14 protein-coding genes are annotated in these 16,900 nt (G+C 72.0%); all 14 read left to right on the top strand.

From position 1 onward, the window contains the following. Window positions 1–16: 16 nt before the first annotated feature. Window positions 17–991, top strand: a complete 975-nt coding sequence (gene rsmH / locus ACIP4P_RS40540) for a 16S rRNA (cytosine(1402)-N(4))-methyltransferase RsmH (protein WP_350515620.1) — start codon at window positions 17–19, stop codon at window positions 989–991. Window positions 992–1,147: 156 nt separating this feature from the next. Next, entirely contained in the window at window positions 1,148–1,693 is a 546-nt protein-coding gene (locus ACIP4P_RS40535; protein WP_400928085.1) for a hypothetical protein, read from the top strand. Further along, window positions 1,690–3,975: a penicillin-binding transpeptidase domain-containing protein gene (locus ACIP4P_RS40530; RefSeq protein ID WP_400928082.1), complete on the top strand. Its 2,286-nt coding sequence runs from the start codon at window positions 1,690–1,692 to the stop codon at window positions 3,973–3,975. Before ACIP4P_RS40535 ends, ACIP4P_RS40530 begins: the two co-directional genes overlap by 4 nt. Window positions 3,976–3,981: 6 nt before the next feature. Continuing rightward, entirely contained in the window at window positions 3,982–5,634 is a 1,653-nt protein-coding gene (locus ACIP4P_RS40525) for a UDP-N-acetylmuramoyl-L-alanyl-D-glutamate--2,6-diaminopimelate ligase (RefSeq protein ID WP_400928079.1), read from the top strand. Beyond that, the gene (gene murF, locus ACIP4P_RS40520) at window positions 5,631–7,034 is read left to right on the top strand and encodes a UDP-N-acetylmuramoyl-tripeptide--D-alanyl-D-alanine ligase (protein ID WP_400928076.1); all 1,404 of its coding nucleotides are present in this window, start codon (window positions 5,631–5,633) and stop codon (window positions 7,032–7,034) included. The genes ACIP4P_RS40525 and murF overlap by 4 nt, the downstream gene beginning before the upstream one ends. Further along, entirely contained in the window at window positions 7,034–8,095 is a 1,062-nt protein-coding gene (gene mraY / locus ACIP4P_RS40515) for a phospho-N-acetylmuramoyl-pentapeptide-transferase (RefSeq protein WP_400928153.1), read from the top strand. The genes murF and mraY overlap by 1 nt, the downstream gene beginning before the upstream one ends. After that, window positions 8,092–9,534, top strand: coding sequence for a UDP-N-acetylmuramoyl-L-alanine--D-glutamate ligase (gene murD / locus ACIP4P_RS40510; RefSeq protein ID WP_400928073.1), 1,443 nt, complete (start codon window positions 8,092–8,094; stop codon window positions 9,532–9,534). The genes mraY and murD overlap by 4 nt, the downstream gene beginning before the upstream one ends. Before the next feature lie 160 nt (window positions 9,535–9,694). After that, entirely contained in the window at window positions 9,695–11,065 is a 1,371-nt protein-coding gene (gene ftsW / locus ACIP4P_RS40505; RefSeq protein WP_400928070.1) for a putative lipid II flippase FtsW, read from the top strand. A gap of 6 nt (window positions 11,066–11,071) precedes the next feature. Then, entirely contained in the window at window positions 11,072–12,178 is a 1,107-nt protein-coding gene (murG, locus tag ACIP4P_RS40500; protein WP_350515614.1) for an undecaprenyldiphospho-muramoylpentapeptide beta-N-acetylglucosaminyltransferase, read from the top strand. Continuing rightward, window positions 12,171–12,944 (top strand): cell division protein FtsQ/DivIB, encoded by a 774-nt coding sequence (locus tag ACIP4P_RS40495; RefSeq protein ID WP_400928065.1) that lies wholly within the window; start codon window positions 12,171–12,173, stop codon window positions 12,942–12,944. The genes murG and ACIP4P_RS40495 overlap by 8 nt, the downstream gene beginning before the upstream one ends. Before the next feature lie 363 nt (window positions 12,945–13,307). Further along, the gene (ftsZ, locus tag ACIP4P_RS40490; protein ID WP_350515612.1) at window positions 13,308–14,531 is read left to right on the top strand and encodes a cell division protein FtsZ; all 1,224 of its coding nucleotides are present in this window, start codon (window positions 13,308–13,310) and stop codon (window positions 14,529–14,531) included. After that, a complete protein-coding gene (pgeF, locus tag ACIP4P_RS40485) occupies window positions 14,528–15,259 on the top strand; it encodes a peptidoglycan editing factor PgeF (protein WP_400928061.1) in 732 nt (243 codons plus the stop codon). The genes ftsZ and pgeF overlap by 4 nt, the downstream gene beginning before the upstream one ends. After that, window positions 15,259–16,047 (top strand): YggS family pyridoxal phosphate-dependent enzyme, encoded by a 789-nt coding sequence (locus tag ACIP4P_RS40480; protein ID WP_350515610.1) that lies wholly within the window; start codon window positions 15,259–15,261, stop codon window positions 16,045–16,047. The genes pgeF and ACIP4P_RS40480 overlap by 1 nt, the downstream gene beginning before the upstream one ends. A gap of 228 nt (window positions 16,048–16,275) precedes the next feature. Next, window positions 16,276–16,884 carry a cell division protein SepF gene (locus ACIP4P_RS40475; protein ID WP_350515609.1) on the top strand — a complete coding sequence of 203 codons (609 nt, stop codon included), beginning with the start codon at window positions 16,276–16,278 and terminating at the stop codon, window positions 16,882–16,884. Window positions 16,885–16,900 lie beyond the last annotated feature (16 nt).

Below are 16,900 nucleotides of genomic sequence, written 5' to 3'. Positions count from 1 at the left end.
AAGGGCGCCACCGCGCATGACCACCAACGAACCGGGTCCCAAGCACGTTCCGGTGATGCTGCAGCGGTGCATGGACGCGCTGGCCCCGGCGATCTCGCGCCCCGGTGCCGTGGTGGTCGACGCCACCCTCGGCCTCGGCGGGCACAGCGAGGCGCTGCTGACCCAGTTCCCGGAGGTCCGGCTGATCGCGGTGGACCGCGACCCGCAGGCGCTGAAGCTGTCCGGCGAACGGCTGGCCCCGTTCGGCGACCGGGCCACCCTGGTGCACGCGGTGTACGACGAGATCCCCGAGGTGCTGGAGCGGCTGGGCGTCGACGAGGTGGACGGCATCCTGTTCGACCTCGGCGTCTCCTCGATGCAGCTGGACGAGGCCGACCGCGGCTTCGCCTACGCCCAGGACGCGCCGCTGGACATGCGGATGGACCAGACCCGGGGGATCAGCGCGGCGGAGGTGCTGAACACCTACAGCCACGGCGATCTGGCCCGGATCCTCAAGGTGTACGGCGAGGAGCGGTTCGCCGGGAAGATCGCCTCGGTCATCCTGCGCGAGCGGGAGAAGGAACCGTTCACCAACAGCGCGCGTCTGGTCGAGTTGGTGCGCAACGCCATCCCGGCGGCGACCCGCCGGACCGGCGGGAACCCGGCCAAGCGGACGTTCCAGGCGCTGCGGATCGAGGTCAACGGCGAGCTGGAGGTCCTGGACCGGGCGATCCCGGGGGCGCTGGACGTCCTGGCGATCGGCGGCCGGATCGCCGTGATGTCGTACCAGTCGCTGGAGGACCGGCTGGTGAAGCAGTACTTCGCCGCCGGGTCGACCAGCACCGCCCCGCCGGGGCTCCCGTTCATCCCGGACGAGCACCAGCCCTGGCTCAAACTGATCACTCGCGGGGCCGAGCTGGCCACCGAGCAGGAGATCGAGGAGAACCGGCGCGCCGCGCCCGTGCGGCTGCGGGTGGCGGAGAGGATCAGGGACCGAAGCAAGCGGGGCTGACGAACGGTTCCGGCGGGGTCCGAAGGGCGGAGGAGAGCGGTGGGGCCGGTGGCCGGTGAGGTCCGGGTGGGGCGGGGAGGACTCCCCGGACAGGGCAGGGCGCGGATCACGGTCCGGCCGGGGCGACGCCCCGTACGGGGGCGCACGCCGTTCGCGGTGCTCGTGGTGGTGCTGCTGGCGGCGGGGCTGCTCGGCCTGCTGGCGTTGAACACGGCGCTCAACGAGGGCTCCTTCGAGCTGTCCCGGCTGCAGAAGCAGACCACCAAGGCGACCGACGAGCAGCAGAGCCTCCAGCACGAGATCGACCAGAACTCGGCCCCGGACGCGCTGGCCAAGCGGGCCGCCGAGCTGGGCATGGTCCCGGCCGGGGGGATGGCCTTCCTGGACGTGCCGAACGGCGGCAAGGTGATCGGCACGCCCGGCCCGGCGGCGGACAGCCCGCCGGTGAAGAAGTCGACCGTCGACCCGTGGCCGATGCGGGCGCCGGGCGGTCAGACCCCCGCGCAGGCCCAGCCGTCGGCCCCGTCCTCGGCCCAGCCGAGTGCTGCGCCGAGCGCCTCGCCGAGCCCTTCTCCGAGTGCCCAGCCGACCGGCCAGGCACCCGCACCGCCGCCGACCCCGGCCGCCTCGGCCGGTGACTCGGTGATCCAGCTCAACCCGGTGACACCCGCGCCGGCCCAGCACGGGGGTGGTACCCGATGACGACGCCTCGTCAGCCGTCCGGCTCCGGCTCGGGGTCCGGCCGCCGTCAGCCGCCGCGCACCGGCGCGGCCCGGCCCGTCGCCGGGCGCGGCCAGCCCGCGAAGGGGCAGCCGGCCAAGGGCCAGAGCGCGGCACGCGGCCAGTCCGCCAAGGCCCAGCCGCCGAAGGCGCAGCCGTCCAAGGCCCAACCCGCGAAGGCCCAGCCCGCCCGGGGCCAGACCGCGAAGGTCCAGCCCGCGCGCGGTCAGTCGGCCAAGGCGCAGCCCGCCAAGTCCGCCTCCGTCGGCCGCACCCCGCGCGCGCCGCAGCAGCGCCGCCCGGAGGGCCGTCCGCCGGCCCGCAGCCAGGCGGCGGTGCGGCCGCGCCCGAAGTCCCGGCCGGCGCAACGCCCCAAGGCGCTGCGGCTGGCCGAGCCGAAGCGCCGGCTGCGGGTGATCACCGTGGTGCTGTCGCTGGTGTTCTCGGTCTTCGCCGGGCGCCTGGTGCAGCTCCAGCTGGTGGACGCCGACGCGCTGGCCGCCGACGCCAACACCAACCGCTACCTGAACATCCCGATCACCGCCGAGCGCGGCTCGATAACGTCCGCCGACGGGGTCGCGCTGGCGGCCACCGTGGACGCGTACGACATCACCGCCGACCCGGCGATGTTCACCCCGGAGGCGACCGGCATCCCGGACGCGCCGGAGCAGGCGGCCGCGCTGCTGTCGCCGATCCTCGGCGTGTCCAAGGACAAGCTCGCCGCCGACCTGCACACCCCGAAGACCCGCTACAAGCGGCTCGCCGCGCAGCAGACCCCGGCCGCCAAGAACCAGATCAGCGACCTCAAGTCGGGCCTGGAGAAGCAGTCCGGCTCGCGGACCTGCCAGGCCCAGAAGAAGCTGCTCGGCAAGCCCGCCGACCAGGGCGGGCGCACCCGGGTGGACAACGAGTGCGCCAACCCGCTGGCCGGGGTGTTCAACCGGGAGACCCAGAAGCGGATCTACCCCGCCGAGGGCCTGGCCGCCAACCTGCTCGGCTTCGTCAACGGCGAGGGCGAGGGCGCCGGCGGGCTGGAGCTGCAGTACCAGAAGCAGCTGGCCGGCAAGGACGGCCGCAGCAGCTACGCCCAGGCGGGCGGCCGGCTGGTGCCCACCGCCGGGGGCTCGCTGGACCCGGCCGTGGCCGGCAGTGACATCAAGCTGACCATCAACCGGGACATCCAGTGGGCCGCCCAGCGGGCGATCACCGACCAGGTGGCCAACTCCGGTGCGGAGAAGGGCTATGTCGTCGTCCAGGACGTGAAGACCGGCCAGGTCATCGCGATGGCCTCGGCGCCCGGCTTCAACCCCAACGACCTGAGCCTGGCCAAGCAGGCCCAGATGGGCAACCCGGCCCTGGTGGACGCGTACGAACCGGGCAGCACCGCCAAGCTGATGAGCCTGGCCGCCGTGCTGGACTCCGGCAAGGCGAACTGGGACACCAAGGTCACCGTGCCCAACCGGCTGGTCCGGGCCGGGCAGGAGTTCAAGGACGACGTCTGGCACAACACCTGGTACCTGACCCTGGCCGGGGTGCTCGCCAAGTCCTCCAACATCGGCACCATCGAGGCGGTCGAGGCCCTCGGCGACGGCGACCAGGGGAAGGCCAACCAGATCCTGGACGGCTACCTGCGCAAGTTCGGGGTGGCCCAGCCGACCGGCCTGAACTTCCCGGGGGAGTCCGCCGGCATGCTCAAGAAGCCGGAGGAGCTGGTCGGTTCGGAGAAGTACAACATCTCCTTCGGCCAGGGCCGGATCCAGATGAACGCGCTGCAGGCGACCTCGGTGTACTCGACGATCGCCAACGGCGGGGTGCGGGTCGCGCCCAGCATCGTGCAGGGCATCACCGGTCCGGACGGCAAGTACGTCCCGACCCCGGCCGGCGAGCAGTCCCGGGTGGTCAGCGAGCAGACCGCCAAGACCATGACCTCGATGCTGGAGTCGGTCGTCGACGACGAGCAGGGCACCGGCGGCAACGCGGCCATCCCCGGCTACCGGGTCGCCGGCAAGACCGGTACCGCCAACCGGGGGGCCGCCGACGGCAAGGGCTACGACGGCTACACCGCCTCCTTCATCGGCTTCGCGCCGGCCGACGCCCCCCGCTACACCGTCTCCTGCACCCTGCAGGGCCCGGTCAACGGCCACTTCGGCGGCCAGCTGTGCGGACCGGTGTTCAAGCAGGTGATGGAGTTCACCCTGAAGACCATGCAGGTCCCGCCGAGTGGTAGCCAGGCACCGAACCTGCCCGTCGAGTGGAAGCCGTGAACGAGGATGAGCAACCAGCGGGCCGGTCTGGACGGCGGCGCGGCGAAGGCCCGGTTTGGCCCTGGGCACCCTTCGGCGGATAGCCTTCCCGCCGTGCCGAAACCCGATCAAACCACCGTGAGTCCGCCCCGCCCGACCGGGACCGCCGCTCTGCCGCTCACCGAGCTGGCCGCCCGGCTGGGTCTGCCGCCCGTCGAGGGCGGCGCCGTCACCGGCGTCACCCACGACTCCCGCGCGGTGCGCCCGGGCGACGTGTACGTGGCCTTCCCGGGCGCCAACCACCACGGCGCGGCCTTCGCGGCCAAGGCCGCGGCCGCCGGTGCGGTGGCCGTGCTGACCGACCCGGCGGGCGCCGAACTGGCCGCCCCCACCGGCCTGCCGCTGCTGGTCGTGGACCGACCGCGGGCCCGGATGGGCGAGCTGGCCGCGATCGTCTACGGCAACCCGTCCGAGCGGTTGCTGATGATCGGGTTGACCGGCACCAACGGCAAGACCACCACCTCGTACCTGGTCGAGGGCGGACTGCGCGGCGCCGGGCGCAGCCCGGGCGTGATCGGCACCGTCGAGATGCGGGTCGGGGACGAGCGGATCAAGAGCGAGCGCACCACCCCCGAGGCCACCGACCTGCACGCGATCCTCGGCGTGATGGCCGAGCGCGGCGCGGACGCGGTGACCATGGAGGTCTCCAGCCACGCCCTGGTCTTCGGCCGCACCGACGGGGTGGCGTACGACGTCGCGCTGTTCAACAACCTCACGCCGGAGCACCTCGACTTCCACCCGGACATGGAGGACTACTTCCAGGCGAAGGCCCGGCTGTTCCAGCCCGGCAAGTCCCGCCACGGGGTGGTCAACCTGGACGACGAGTACGGCCGCCGGCTCGCCGCCGAGGCCAAGATCCCGGTGACCACCTTCTCCGCGACCGGCGCCGCCGGGGCGGACTGGCGGGCCGTGGACGTCGAGCTCGGTCCGGTCGGTTCCACCTTCCGGGTGGTCGGTCCGGACGGCGCCGGGGCCGACGCCTCCGTGCCGCTGCCCGGCCCGTTCAACGTCGCCAACGCGATGGCCGCGATCACCGTGCTGGTCTCCGCCGGGCTGCCGCTGGAGCGGGCGGTGGCCGGGATCGCCGCCGTCCCCGGCGTGCCGGGCCGGCTGGAGCGGGTGGACGGCGGGCAGCCGTTCGTCGCGGTGGTGGACTACGCCCACAAGCCGGACGCCCTGCAGGCCGTGCTGGCCTCGCTGCGCGAGGTCACCAAGGGCCGGCTGCACGTCGTGGTCGGCTGCGGTGGCGACCGCGACCCGCACAAGCGCGGCCCGATGGGCGCCATCGCCGCCCGGCTCGCCGACACCGCCCTGCTGACCAGCGACAACCCGCGCAGCGAGGACCCGCTGGCGATCCTCGCCAGCATGCTGACCGGCGCCGCCGCGGTGCCCGAGGCCGAGCGCGGGGACGTCCTGGTCGTCCCCGACCGGGCCGAGGCGATCCAGCTCGCGGTCGCCCGCGCCGGGGCGGGGGACACCGTGCTGGTGGCCGGCAAGGGCCACGAGCTCGGCCAGTACGTACGAGACGAGATCCGCCCCTTCGACGACCGGGAGGTACTGCGCGAATCGATCGCGCGGACCACGGCCGAGCGGGGCGACCGAGGAGTAGAGCAGCAGTGATCGCACTGACCCTCGCCGAGGTGGCCGCAGCCGTCGGAGGCACCCTGGACGGCGCCGACCCGGACACCCTGGTCACCGGCCCGGTCGAGGTCGACTCGCGGAAGGTGAGCCCCGGCGGCCTGTTCGCGGCCTTCGTCGGCGAGCACGTCGACGGCCACGACTACGCGGCCGTGGCGGTCGGGGCCGGCGCCGTCGCGGTGCTGGCCTCCCGCCCGGTCGGCGTGCCCGCCGTCCTGGTCGACAGTGTGGTGGAGGCGCTCGGCCGGCTGGCCCGGACCGTGGTCGCCCGCGCCGAGCGCACCACGGTGGTCGCGCTGACCGGCTCGGCCGGCAAGACCAGCACCAAGGACCTGATCGCCCAGCTGCTCCAGCGCCACGGCGAGACCGTCTTCCCGCCCGGCTCGCTCAACAACGAGATCGGCCACCCGATGACCGCCCTGCGGGTCGAGGACGGCACCCGGCACCTGGTGATGGAGATGGGCGCCCGGCACAAGGGCGACATCGAGTACCTCACCTCGATCACCCCGCCGCGGATCGGCCTGGTGCTCAACGTCGGCACCGCCCACGTCGGTGAGTTCGGCTCCCAGGAGGCGATCGCCGAGGCCAAGGGCGAGTTGGTCGAGGCGCTGCCCGCCGAGGGTGCCGCGATCCTGAACGCGGACGACCGGCTGGTGCGCGCGATGGCCTCCCGGACCAAGGCGAAGGTGGTCCTCTTCGGGGAGTCGCCGGACGCCGACGTCCGGGCGACCGACGTTCGCCTGGACGCCACCGGACGGCCATCGTTCACGCTCACCACCCCGGCCGGTTCCGCGCCCGTGCAGCTGCGCCTGTACGGTGAGCACCACGTCTCGAACGCCCTCGCCGCCGCCGCGGTGGCGACGGAGCTCGGGATGACCGTCGACGACACCGCGGCAGCCCTGGGCGAGGCGGGTGCGCTGTCCCGCTGGCGCATGGAGGTCGTCGACCGGGCCGATGGTGTCACCGTCGTCAACGACGCCTACAACGCGAACCCCGACTCGATGCGGGCCGCGCTGCGGGCGCTGGTCTCGATGGGCGGCCGGGGCCCGGAGCGCCGCCGCACCTGGGCGGTGCTCGGCGAGATGCGGGAGCTCGGCGAGGACAGTCTGGCCGAGCACGACGCCATCGGACGGCTCGCCGTCCGGCTGGACGTCACCAAGCTGGTGGCGGTCGGCGGACGCGAGGCGGCCTGCATGGAACTCGGCGCGAGGAACGAAGGTTCGTGGGGTGAGGAGTCGGTGCTGGTGTCCGACGCGGACGCGGCGGTCGAACTGCTGCGCAGTCAGCTGCGGCCGGGGGATGTGGTCCTGGTGAAGGCCTCCCGTTCGGTGGGACTGGAGAGGGTGGCCGAGGCCCTCCTCGCGGACGGTGCTGCCCGATGATGAAGCAGATCCTCTTCTCCGGGATGATCGGCCTGATCCTCTCGCTGGTCGGCACGCCCGCGCTGATCAAGCTGCTCGCCCGCGGGGGCTACGGCCAGTACATCCGCGACGACGGTCCCAAGGCGCACCACAGCAAGAAGGGCACGCCCACGATGGGCGGCATCGCCTTCATCCTGGCGACCCTGATCGCGTACTTCGGCACCAAGGCGATAACGGGCGAGAGCCCGACCGCCTCCGGGCTGTTGGTGCTCTTCCTGACCACCGGTCTGGGCCTGGTCGGCTTCCTGGACGACTACATCAAGGTCGTCAAGCGCCGTTCGCTGGGCCTGCGGGCCAAGGCGAAGCTGGCCGGCCAGTCGATCGTCGGTCTGGTGTTCGCCGTCCTGGCACTGCAGTTCCACGACGACCGCGGGCTCAGCCCGGCCTCCGAGAAGCTGTCCTTCGTCCGCGACTTCAACTGGGCGATCGGCCCGGTGCTGTTCGTCATCTTCGCGTACTTCCTGATCGCGGCCGCCTCCAACGGCGTGAACCTGACGGACGGTCTGGACGGCCTCGCCACCGGTGCCTCGGTGATGGCCTTCGGCGCCTACACCTTCATCGGCGTCTGGGAGTACGGGCAGAGCTGCGCCTACTCCATCTCCGCCACCAGTGCCTGCTACGACGTCCGCGACCCGCTGGACCTCGCGGTGGTGGCCGCCGCCCTGATGGGCTCCTGCTTCGGCTTCCTGTGGTGGAACACCTCGCCCGCCAAGATCTTCATGGGTGACACCGGCTCGCTCGCCCTCGGCGGCGGCCTGGCCGGTCTGGCGATCTGCTCCCGCACCGAGCTGCTGCTGATCCTGCTCGGCGGCCTCTTCGTGATCATCACCCTGTCGGTGATCATCCAGGTCGGCTCCTTCCGGATGACCGGCAAGCGCGTCTTCAAGATGGCGCCGCTGCAGCACCACTTCGAACTCAAGGGCTGGAGCGAGGTGCTGGTCGTGGTCCGCTTCTGGATCATCCAGGGCCTCTGCGTGGCCGTCGGCCTCGGCCTCTTCTACGCGGGATACCGGACCGGATGACGAACTTCGACTTCAAGAACCTGCCCGTGGTGGTCGCCGGTCTCGGCGTCTCGGGCATCAGCGCCGCACGCGTCCTGAACGGGCTCGGCGCGAGCGTCACCGTGGTCGACGGCGGTAGCGGCGCGGGACTCAAGGCCCGCGCCGCCGAGCTGACGGCGCAGGGCGTCGCGGTGCGCCTGGGCGACGGCGCGAGCCTGCCCGAGGGCACCGAGCTGATCGTCACCTCGCCCGGCTGGGCCCCGGACAGCCCGCTGTTCGCCGCCGCCGAGGCCGCCGGCGTCCCGGTCTGGGGCGACGTCGAGCTGGCCTGGCGGCTGCGCAAGCCGCTGCCGGGCACCGGCGAGCCCGCGCCCTGGCTGGCCGTCACCGGCACCAACGGCAAGACCACCACCGTCCAGATGCTCGCCTCGATCCTCACCGCGGCCGGCAGGCGCACCGCCGCCGTCGGCAACGTCGGGGTCTCGGTGCTGGACGCGGTGCTAGCCGAGGAGCCGTACGACGTGCTCGCCGTCGAGCTCTCCAGCTACCAGCTGCACTGGGCGCCCTCGCTGCGCCCGTACTCGGCCGCGGTGCTCAACCTGGCGCCCGACCACCTCGACTGGCACGGCTCGATGGAGGCGTACGCCGCCGACAAGGGCCGGATCTACGAGGGCAACGTGGTGGCCTGCGTGTACAACCTGGCCGACCCGGCCACCGAGGCGCTGGTCATGGAGGCCGACGTCGAGGAGGGCTGCCGGGCGATCGGCTTCGGCCTCGGCGCGCCGAGCCCGTCGAACTTCGGCGTGGTGGACGGCCTGCTGGTGGACCGCGCCTTCGTCGAGGACCGGACCAAGAACGCGGCCGAACTGGGCTCCGTGGAGGACGTCAACCCGCCCGCCCCGCACAACATCGCCAACGCGCTCGCCGCGGCGGCGCTGGCGCGGGCCTACGGGGTCGAGCCGAAGGCCGTCCGGGAGGGCCTGCGGGCCTTCCGCCCGGACGCCCACCGGATCGCCGAGGTCGGTACCGTCCGCGAGGTCACGTACATCGACGACTCCAAGGCCACCAACACCCACGCCGCAGCGGCCTCGCTGGCCGCCTACCGGCCGATCGTCTGGATCGCCGGGGGACTGGCCAAGGGCGCGACCTTCGACGACCTGGTCCAGGGCGCGGCCGAGCGGCTGCGCGCGGTGGTGCTGATCGGGCAGGATCGGGCGCTGATCCGCGAGGCGCTGGAGCGACACGCTCCGGATGTGCCGGTGATCGAGGCGGCCGAGGGCCAGACTGGCGCGGTGGCGATGGCCGAGGTCGTTCGAACGGCCGCATCGCTCGCCCGATCGGGTGACACGGTGCTGCTGGCCCCGGCCTGCGCCTCGATGGACATGTTCACCAACTACGGCGAGCGCGGCGACCTGTTCGCGGCGGCCGTCCGGGGTCTGGCGGGCACCTCCGGGGAGTGAGCCCGGGCCCCGGCGAGTGAGCCGAAGGGCCGCGCCGACGCCGAAAGCGAGGAGCGAGGAGGCCCCGAGGAACGAGGGGCCTCGGAGCGACGACCGTCGGCGTCGGGTCCGGAGCGGCCCGGAGGCGAACGAGCCGCATCAAGAGGGAGAGCGGGGAGCGGTGGCGGGGCAGGGCAGGGCGGATTCCGGTGCGACCAAGCAGGACGCCGCCGAGCCGTGGCGAGTGATCTCCGCCACCACGACCAAGTACAAGTCGGCCGGTCCGCTGGGGCGGTTGCAGGCCTTCCGGGCCCGCATCCGGTACTGGCTGGACCGGCCGCTCACGCCGTACCTGCTGATCGTCGGCACGACCCTGCTGCTGGTCGTGCTCGGCCTGATGATGGTCTTCTCGGCCTCGCAGATCCTGGCGCTGAACCAGCACCACACCGCGCAGTACTACTTCCTCAAGCAGCTGATCGCGGCCATCCTCGGCCTGGTCCTGCTGGTCGGCTTCGCCTCCGTCCCGGTGGCGGTGCTGCGGGTGATCGTCTACCCGGTGATGTTCGGGGTGATCGGCGCGCTCGCGCTGGTCGCCGTGCCCGGCATCGGGGTGCGGATCAACGGCAACCAGAACTGGCTGGATTTCGGTTTCTTCCAGTTCCAGCCCTCGGAGTTCGCCAAGCTGGCGCTGGTGCTCTGGGCCGCCGACCTGCTCGCCCGCAAGCAGAAGGCCGGCACCCTCACCACCTGGAAGCACCTGCTGGTGCCGCTGGTGCCGGGCGCCCTGCTGCTGCTCGCGCTGATCATGATCGGCGGTGACATGGGCACCTCGATGATCCTGGTGGCCATGGTGTTCGCGCTGCTCTGGATGGTCGGCGCACCGCTGCGGCTGTTCGTGGCCACCCTCGGGGTGGCGGTCGTGGTCTGCACCGCCCTGGTGATCACCGTTCCGCACCGCGCCGAGCGGCTGGGCTGCATCGGGGTCACCAAGCTGGACCCGGACGGGGCCTGCTTCCAGGCCCTGCACGGCGTGTACTCGTTCGCGCTGGGCGGTGGCTTCGGTACCGGCCTCGGCGCGGGGGTGGAGAAGTGGGGCCAGCTCCCCGAGGCGCACACCGACTTCATCTTCGCCGCGACCGGCGAGGAACTCGGTCTGGTGGGGACGCTGTCGGTGATCGGTCTCTTCGCGGCACTAGGCTACGCGGGTATCCGTGTGGCCATCGGTACGAAGGACCCCTTCGTCAGGTACGCCGCGGGAGCCGCCACCACCTGGATCATGGCGCAGGCCATGATCAACCTGGGGTCGGCGCTGGGACTGCTGCCCATCGCGGGCGTCCCGCTCCCGCTGTTCTCCTACGGCGGTTCCGCCATGCTGTCGGCCATGTCCGCGATCGGGGTGCTGCTGTGCCTGGCACGCAGTTCCTCGGGCGCGAAGGCGGCCCTGGCCGCCCGGAGCAAGAACTCCCGGATCAGGAAGCGACTGGCCCGGGTGCTGCCACGACGACGAACCACAGCGCGCCCGGTCCCCGGACCGGCACGCAGGGAGCGGTGAATTTCGGTGCATGTCGTACTCGCCGGCGGGGGGACCGCCGGTCACATCGAACCGGCCATGGCCCTCGCGGACGCACTCCGCAGGCACGACCCGTCCGTCGGGATCACCGCCCTGGGCACCGAGAAGGGGCTGGAGACCCGGCTGGTACCCGAGCGCGGCTACCAGCTGGAGCTCATCCCGGCCGTCCCGCTGCCCCGCAAGCCCACCCCCGAGCTGATCACCGTGCCCGGTCGGCTGCGCGGCACCGTACGGGCGGCCCAGGAGATCATCGAGCGGGTCAACGCCGACGCCGTGGTCGGCTTCGGCGGCTACGTCGCGATGCCCGCCTACCTGGCCGCCAAGCGGGCCGGGGTGCCGATCGTGGTGCACGAGGCCAACGCCCGCCCGGGCCTGGCCAACAAGATCGGCGCCCGCTACACCGACTTCGTCGCGGTCTCCACCCCGGACAGCAAGCTGCGCGACTCCCGGTACATCGGCATCCCGCTGCGCCGGACCATCGCCACCCTGGACCGCAACGCCACCCGGCCGGAGGCCCGCCACTACTTCGGCCTCGACCAGCGGCTGCCCACCCTGCTGGTCTCCGGCGGCTCCCAGGGGGCGCGCCGGCTCAACGAGACGATCACCGCGATCGCGCCGCGGCTGCAGCAGTACGGTGTGCAGATCCTGCACGCGGTCGGCCCGAAGAACGAGCTGCCGCAGGTCGCCGACGTCCCCGGGATGCCGCCGTACCGCCCGGTGCCGTACATCGACCGGATGGACCTCGCCTACGCCGCCGCCGACCTGATGCTCTGCCGGGCCGGCGCGATGACGGTGGCCGAGCTGGCCGCGGTCGGCCTGCCCGCCGCCTTCGTGCCGCTGCCGATCGGCAACGGCGAGCAGCGGCTGAACGCCCAGCCGATGGTCAAGGCGGGCGGTGGCCTGCTGGTCGACGACGCCGAGCTGACCTCGGACTGGGTGCTGCAGAACGTGCTGCCGGTGCTCACCGACCCCCAGCGGCTGTGGGACATGAGCCGGGCCGCCGCCGAGTTCGGCCGTCGGGACGCCGACGACCTGCTGGTCGGGATGGTGTACGAGGCGATCCAGGCCCACCGGGGCGGTCGCCGACGTGGCTGACGGCCGGCTCGCCGACCCTCTGGACGAGGAGCTGGAGGAGGAGTCCGCTCCCCGTCTCCGGCTCTCCCGGCGGGGCATCGCGGTGCTGAGCGTGCTCGGCGCCGCGGTGCTGGGCGGGCTGGCCTGGGTGGTGTTCTTCTCCTCCGTGCTGGACGTGCGCGACGTCGCCGTCCAGGGCGCCACGGACGACAAGTTGACGTCCGAGCAGGTCCGCGGGGCGGTCGGCGGGCTGGCCGACGGCCCGCTGGCCCGGGTCGACCTGGACGACGTCCGGCGCCGGGTGGAGGCGATCCCCCGGGTGGGGAAGGCCGAGGTGTGGCGGGGCTGGCCGCACACCCTGCAGGTCAAGGTGGTCCAGCGGACGGCGGCCGCCGCCGTCAAGGGGGATGACGGTCAGTTCACCCAGGTGGATGCCTCCGGAGTGAGCTTCGCCACCGAGGCGGCCCCTCCGCAGGGCGTTCCGGTGGTGGAACTGCGGCTCAGTCAGTCTGCGAAGGACGTGGACGGGGTGATCTCCCGGGCCCAGCTGGTGCAGGGTGCGGTGGCGGTGGCCGCCGGGCTCCCGCCGGAGATCGCCAAGCGGGCCGGATCGGTCCTGGTGCACTCGTACGACGACATCGAACTGCAGCTCAGCGGGGGTGCGACGGTGCGTTGGGGGAGTCCGGAGGAGACCGACCGGAAGGCCCGGGTGCTGCTGGCGCTGATGAAGCAGAAGGGCAGCACCTTCGACGTGACGGCGCCGGAGGCGCCGGCGGTGTCGGGTTGATCCGATAGATTCAGTGCCCGGGGGAGGGGTTGACGCTTCGGAGTGTCGGCCCGACCCTTGGTGGTCACCCCCGGTTTCCATTGCCGGCCGATGATCACATAGGCTCAAAAGAAAAAGGGAAGCTCGGCGTGTTCGTTGAAACGCGTGCCTGGAGCCACCTAGTGTCCTGTGTCACCAGACTGTGTCCATTGGTGATGTGACGGAGACACAGGACTAACCCTAAAGGTCAAGTTTAGGGTTGGGGTCGGTGGTCGGCATTTCGGACATTCAGTCAGAAACCAGGCTCCCTACCCATCGACATCCGTCGGTACGGCCCCCGTCGGGCCGGGCCGACCCGGAAATTCGAGGCGAGAGGCCTTCGACGTGGCAGCACCGCAGAACTACCTCGCAGTCATCAAGGTCGTCGGAATCGGCGGCGGTGGTGTCAACGCCATCAACCGGATGATCGAGGTCGGTCTCAAGGGCGTCGAGTTCATCGCGATCAACACCGATGCGCAGGCCCTCCTCATGAGCGACGCCGACGTCAAGCTCGATGTGGGCCGTGAACTCACCCGGGGCCTCGGCGCCGGCGCCAACCCCGAGGTCGGCCGGAAGGCGGCCGAGGACCACCGCGAGGAGATCGAGGAGGTCCTCAAGGGGGCCGACATGGTCTTCGTGACCGCCGGTGAGGGCGGTGGCACGGGCACGGGCGGCGCGCCCGTCGTCGCCAACATCGCCCGCTCGCTGGGCGCCCTGACCATCGGTGTGGTCACCCGCCCCTTCACCTTCGAGGGCCGCCGCCGGGCCAACCAGGCCGAGGACGGCATCGCCGCCCTGCGCGAAGAGGTCGACACCCTCATCGTGATCCCCAACGACCGGCTGCTGTCCATCTCGGACCGCCAGGTCAGCGTGCTGGACGCGTTCCGCTCGGCGGACCAGGTCCTGCTCTCCGGTGTCCAGGGCATCACCGACCTGATCACCACTCCGGGTCTGATCAACCTCGACTTCGCCGACGTCAAGTCCGTCATGTCGGAGGCCGGTTCGGCGCTCATGGGCATCGGTTCGGCCCGTGGCGAGGACCGCGCCAAGGCGGCCGCCGTGATGGCGATCTCCTCGCCGCTGCTGGAGGCCTCGATCGACGGCGCCCGCGGCGTGCTGCTGTCCATCTCGGGTGGCTCCGACCTCGGCCTGTTCGAGATCAACGAGTCGGCCCAGCTGGTCAGCGAGGCCGCCCACCCCGAGGCCAACATCATCTTCGGTGCGGTCATCGACGACGCGCTCGGCGACGAGGTGCGGGTCACCGTCATCGCGGCGGGCTTCGACGGCGGTCAGCCGCCGGCGATCGTCCGCGACCCGGTGGTGAAGTCCACCACCCCCGCGGCCCCGGCCACTCCGCCGGCCGCCCCGGAGCGCCCGGCCGGCCGTCCCTCGTACGGGAGCATCGGCTCGGTGACGTCCCGTTCGGAGGAGAGCCCGGCCGCCGCGTCGCGTTCCGAGGCCCCGGCCACCACGACCGCCGCTCCGGTGCCGCCGCAGGTGCAGCCGGCCCGTCAGCCGTTCGTGGAGAGCCCGGCCGAGGAACTCGACGTGCCGGACTTCCTTAAGTGATCGATCACGCGGTACGCGCGGGTGCTCACTTCGCCTTCACCGACCGGTGGGGCGGGGTGAGCACTTCGCCGTACGGGGAGCTCAACCTCGGCGGCGCGGTGGGCGACGACCCGCGGGCCGTCCGGGAGAACCGGGCCCGCGCGGCCCGGGAGCTCGGGCTGGACCCGGTCGATGTGGTCTGGATGAACCAGGTGCACGGCGCCGAGGTGGCCGTGGTGACGGAGCGGCAGTCGCCGGGGGAGGCCCCGACGGTGGACGCGGTGGTCACCGACCGGCCGCTCGCGCTGGCGGTGCTGACCGCGGACTGCACCCCGGTGCTGCTGGCCGACCCGGTGGCGGGTGTGGTGGGCGCGGCCCACGCGGGCCGGCCCGGGCTGGCGGCGGGCGTGGTGTCCGCGGCCGTCGCGGCGATGGTCGAACTGGGGGCCGAACCGGCGCGGATCACCGCCGCCACCGGCCCCGCGGTCTGCGGCCGCTGCTACGAGGTGCCGGCCCAACTGCGGGCCGAGGTGGCCGAGCTGGTCCCGGCGGCCTACGCCGAGACCTCCTGGGGCACCCCGGCGCTGGACGTACCGGAGGGGGTCGCGGCCCAGCTGGCCGCCGCAGGGGTCACCGAGCTGGTGCGATCATCGGTCTGCACCCTCGAATCCGCCGATCACTTCTCCTATCGCCGCGAGCAGCGCACGGGCCGGCTCGCGAGCTACGTCTGGTTGGGCTCTGATCACTGATGACGAACGACATCTACGGACCGTTCCCGGGGGGCGCGGAGTTCCTCCGGGCGCTGACGGAGGGCCAGCGGGCGCGGTACGAGGAACTGGGCGCCAACCTCGACGTGGTGGAGCGCCGGATCGCGGACGCCTGTGCGGCCGCCGGACGCCCGCGCGAGTCCGTCACCCTGATCGTCGTCACCAAGACCTACCCGGCCGAGGACACCGCGCTGTTGGCCGGGCTGGGTGTGACGGACGTCGCGGAGAACCGCGATCAGGACGCCGCGCCCAAGGCGGAACAGTGCAGAAACCTTCCTCTTGACTGGCACTTCGTCGGGCAGCTGCAGACCAACAAGGTCCGCTCGGTGGTCCGGTACGCGAACCACGTGCACTCGGTGGACCGGCTGCGGCTGGTCGAGTCGCTCTCGGCGGCCGTGCTCAAGTCCGAGCGCCCGGAGCTGGGTTGCCTGGTGCAGGTGGCGCTGGACAAGGAACACGGGGAGGGCGCGCACCGGGCCGGGGTCGCCCCGGAGGACGTCGCGGAACTCACCGACGCGATCGCCGACACGCCCGGGCTGCGCCTGGACGGTGTGATGACCGTCGCTCCGCTGGCCGGTCCGCTGGCCGGGGATCCGGCTCGGGCCTTCGACCGGCTGACGGAAATCGCAACCGCCGTACGGGCGGCCCATCCGGCTGCCACCATGGTCTCCGCAGGCATGAGCGGTGACCTTGAGCAGGCGATTGCTGCCGGAGCGACACATGTGCGCGTCGGAACGGCGGTACTCGGAGTGAGGTCACCCCTCAGGTAACGTCACCGGGTAGTTAGATCAGACTGCAGGACAAAATAGGACAGAAGCTAGCAGCTTTCCGAAGCGCTAGCCAACCGTGGATCGCAGCTCCGCGGCCCAACCCCACGAACTCTGACGGCGCGTCGCCTTGACGGGCCGTCGTGGGCGGACCGCGGAATCCGCGCGCAGGGCCGAACGGCCTGGCCGCCGGGGCGGAGCCGGTCCACCACAAGCGGAGGAGACAGGAGCATGGCCGGCGCAATGCGCAAGATGGCGGTCTACCTCGGCCTCGTGGAGGACGAGACGTACGACGGCCAGGGGTACGACCCCGACGACGACTACGACGCGGACCCCGAGCCGATCCGTACCGGGCAGCGGACCGAGGACATTCCCCGGCCGGCCGCCGCCCCCGCACCCGCGCCGGTCTCCTCGATCACCCCGCAGCCGGTGCCGGCGGCGGTGCCGATCCGACAGGAAGCCCCGAGGATGGCCCCCGTGTCGTCCATCACACCCGAACGCCGCCACAACCTGGAGAAGAGCGCACCGGTGATCATGCCCAAGGTAGTGAACGAACGAGAGCCCTACCGCATCACCACGCTGCACCCCCGGACCTACAACGAGGCCCGTACCATCGGGGAACAGTTCCGTGGCGGGACCCCCGTGATCATGAATCTCACCGAGATGGACGACACGGACGCGAAGCGGCTCGTAGACTTCGCCGCTGGACTCGTCTTCGGTCTGCACGGCAGTATCGAGCGCGTGACACAGAAGGTGTTCCTGCTGTCGCCTGCTAACGTCGATGTCACGGCGGAGGACAAGGCTCGGATCGCCGAGGGTGGGTTCTTCAACCAGAGCTGACCCGGCCACGACTTTA

Source organism: Kitasatospora sp. NPDC089509 (assembly GCF_044749365.1).
GTDB lineage: Bacteria > Actinomycetota > Actinomycetes > Streptomycetales > Streptomycetaceae > Kitasatospora.
This window is presented reverse-complemented; position numbering and strand designations above follow the sequence as displayed.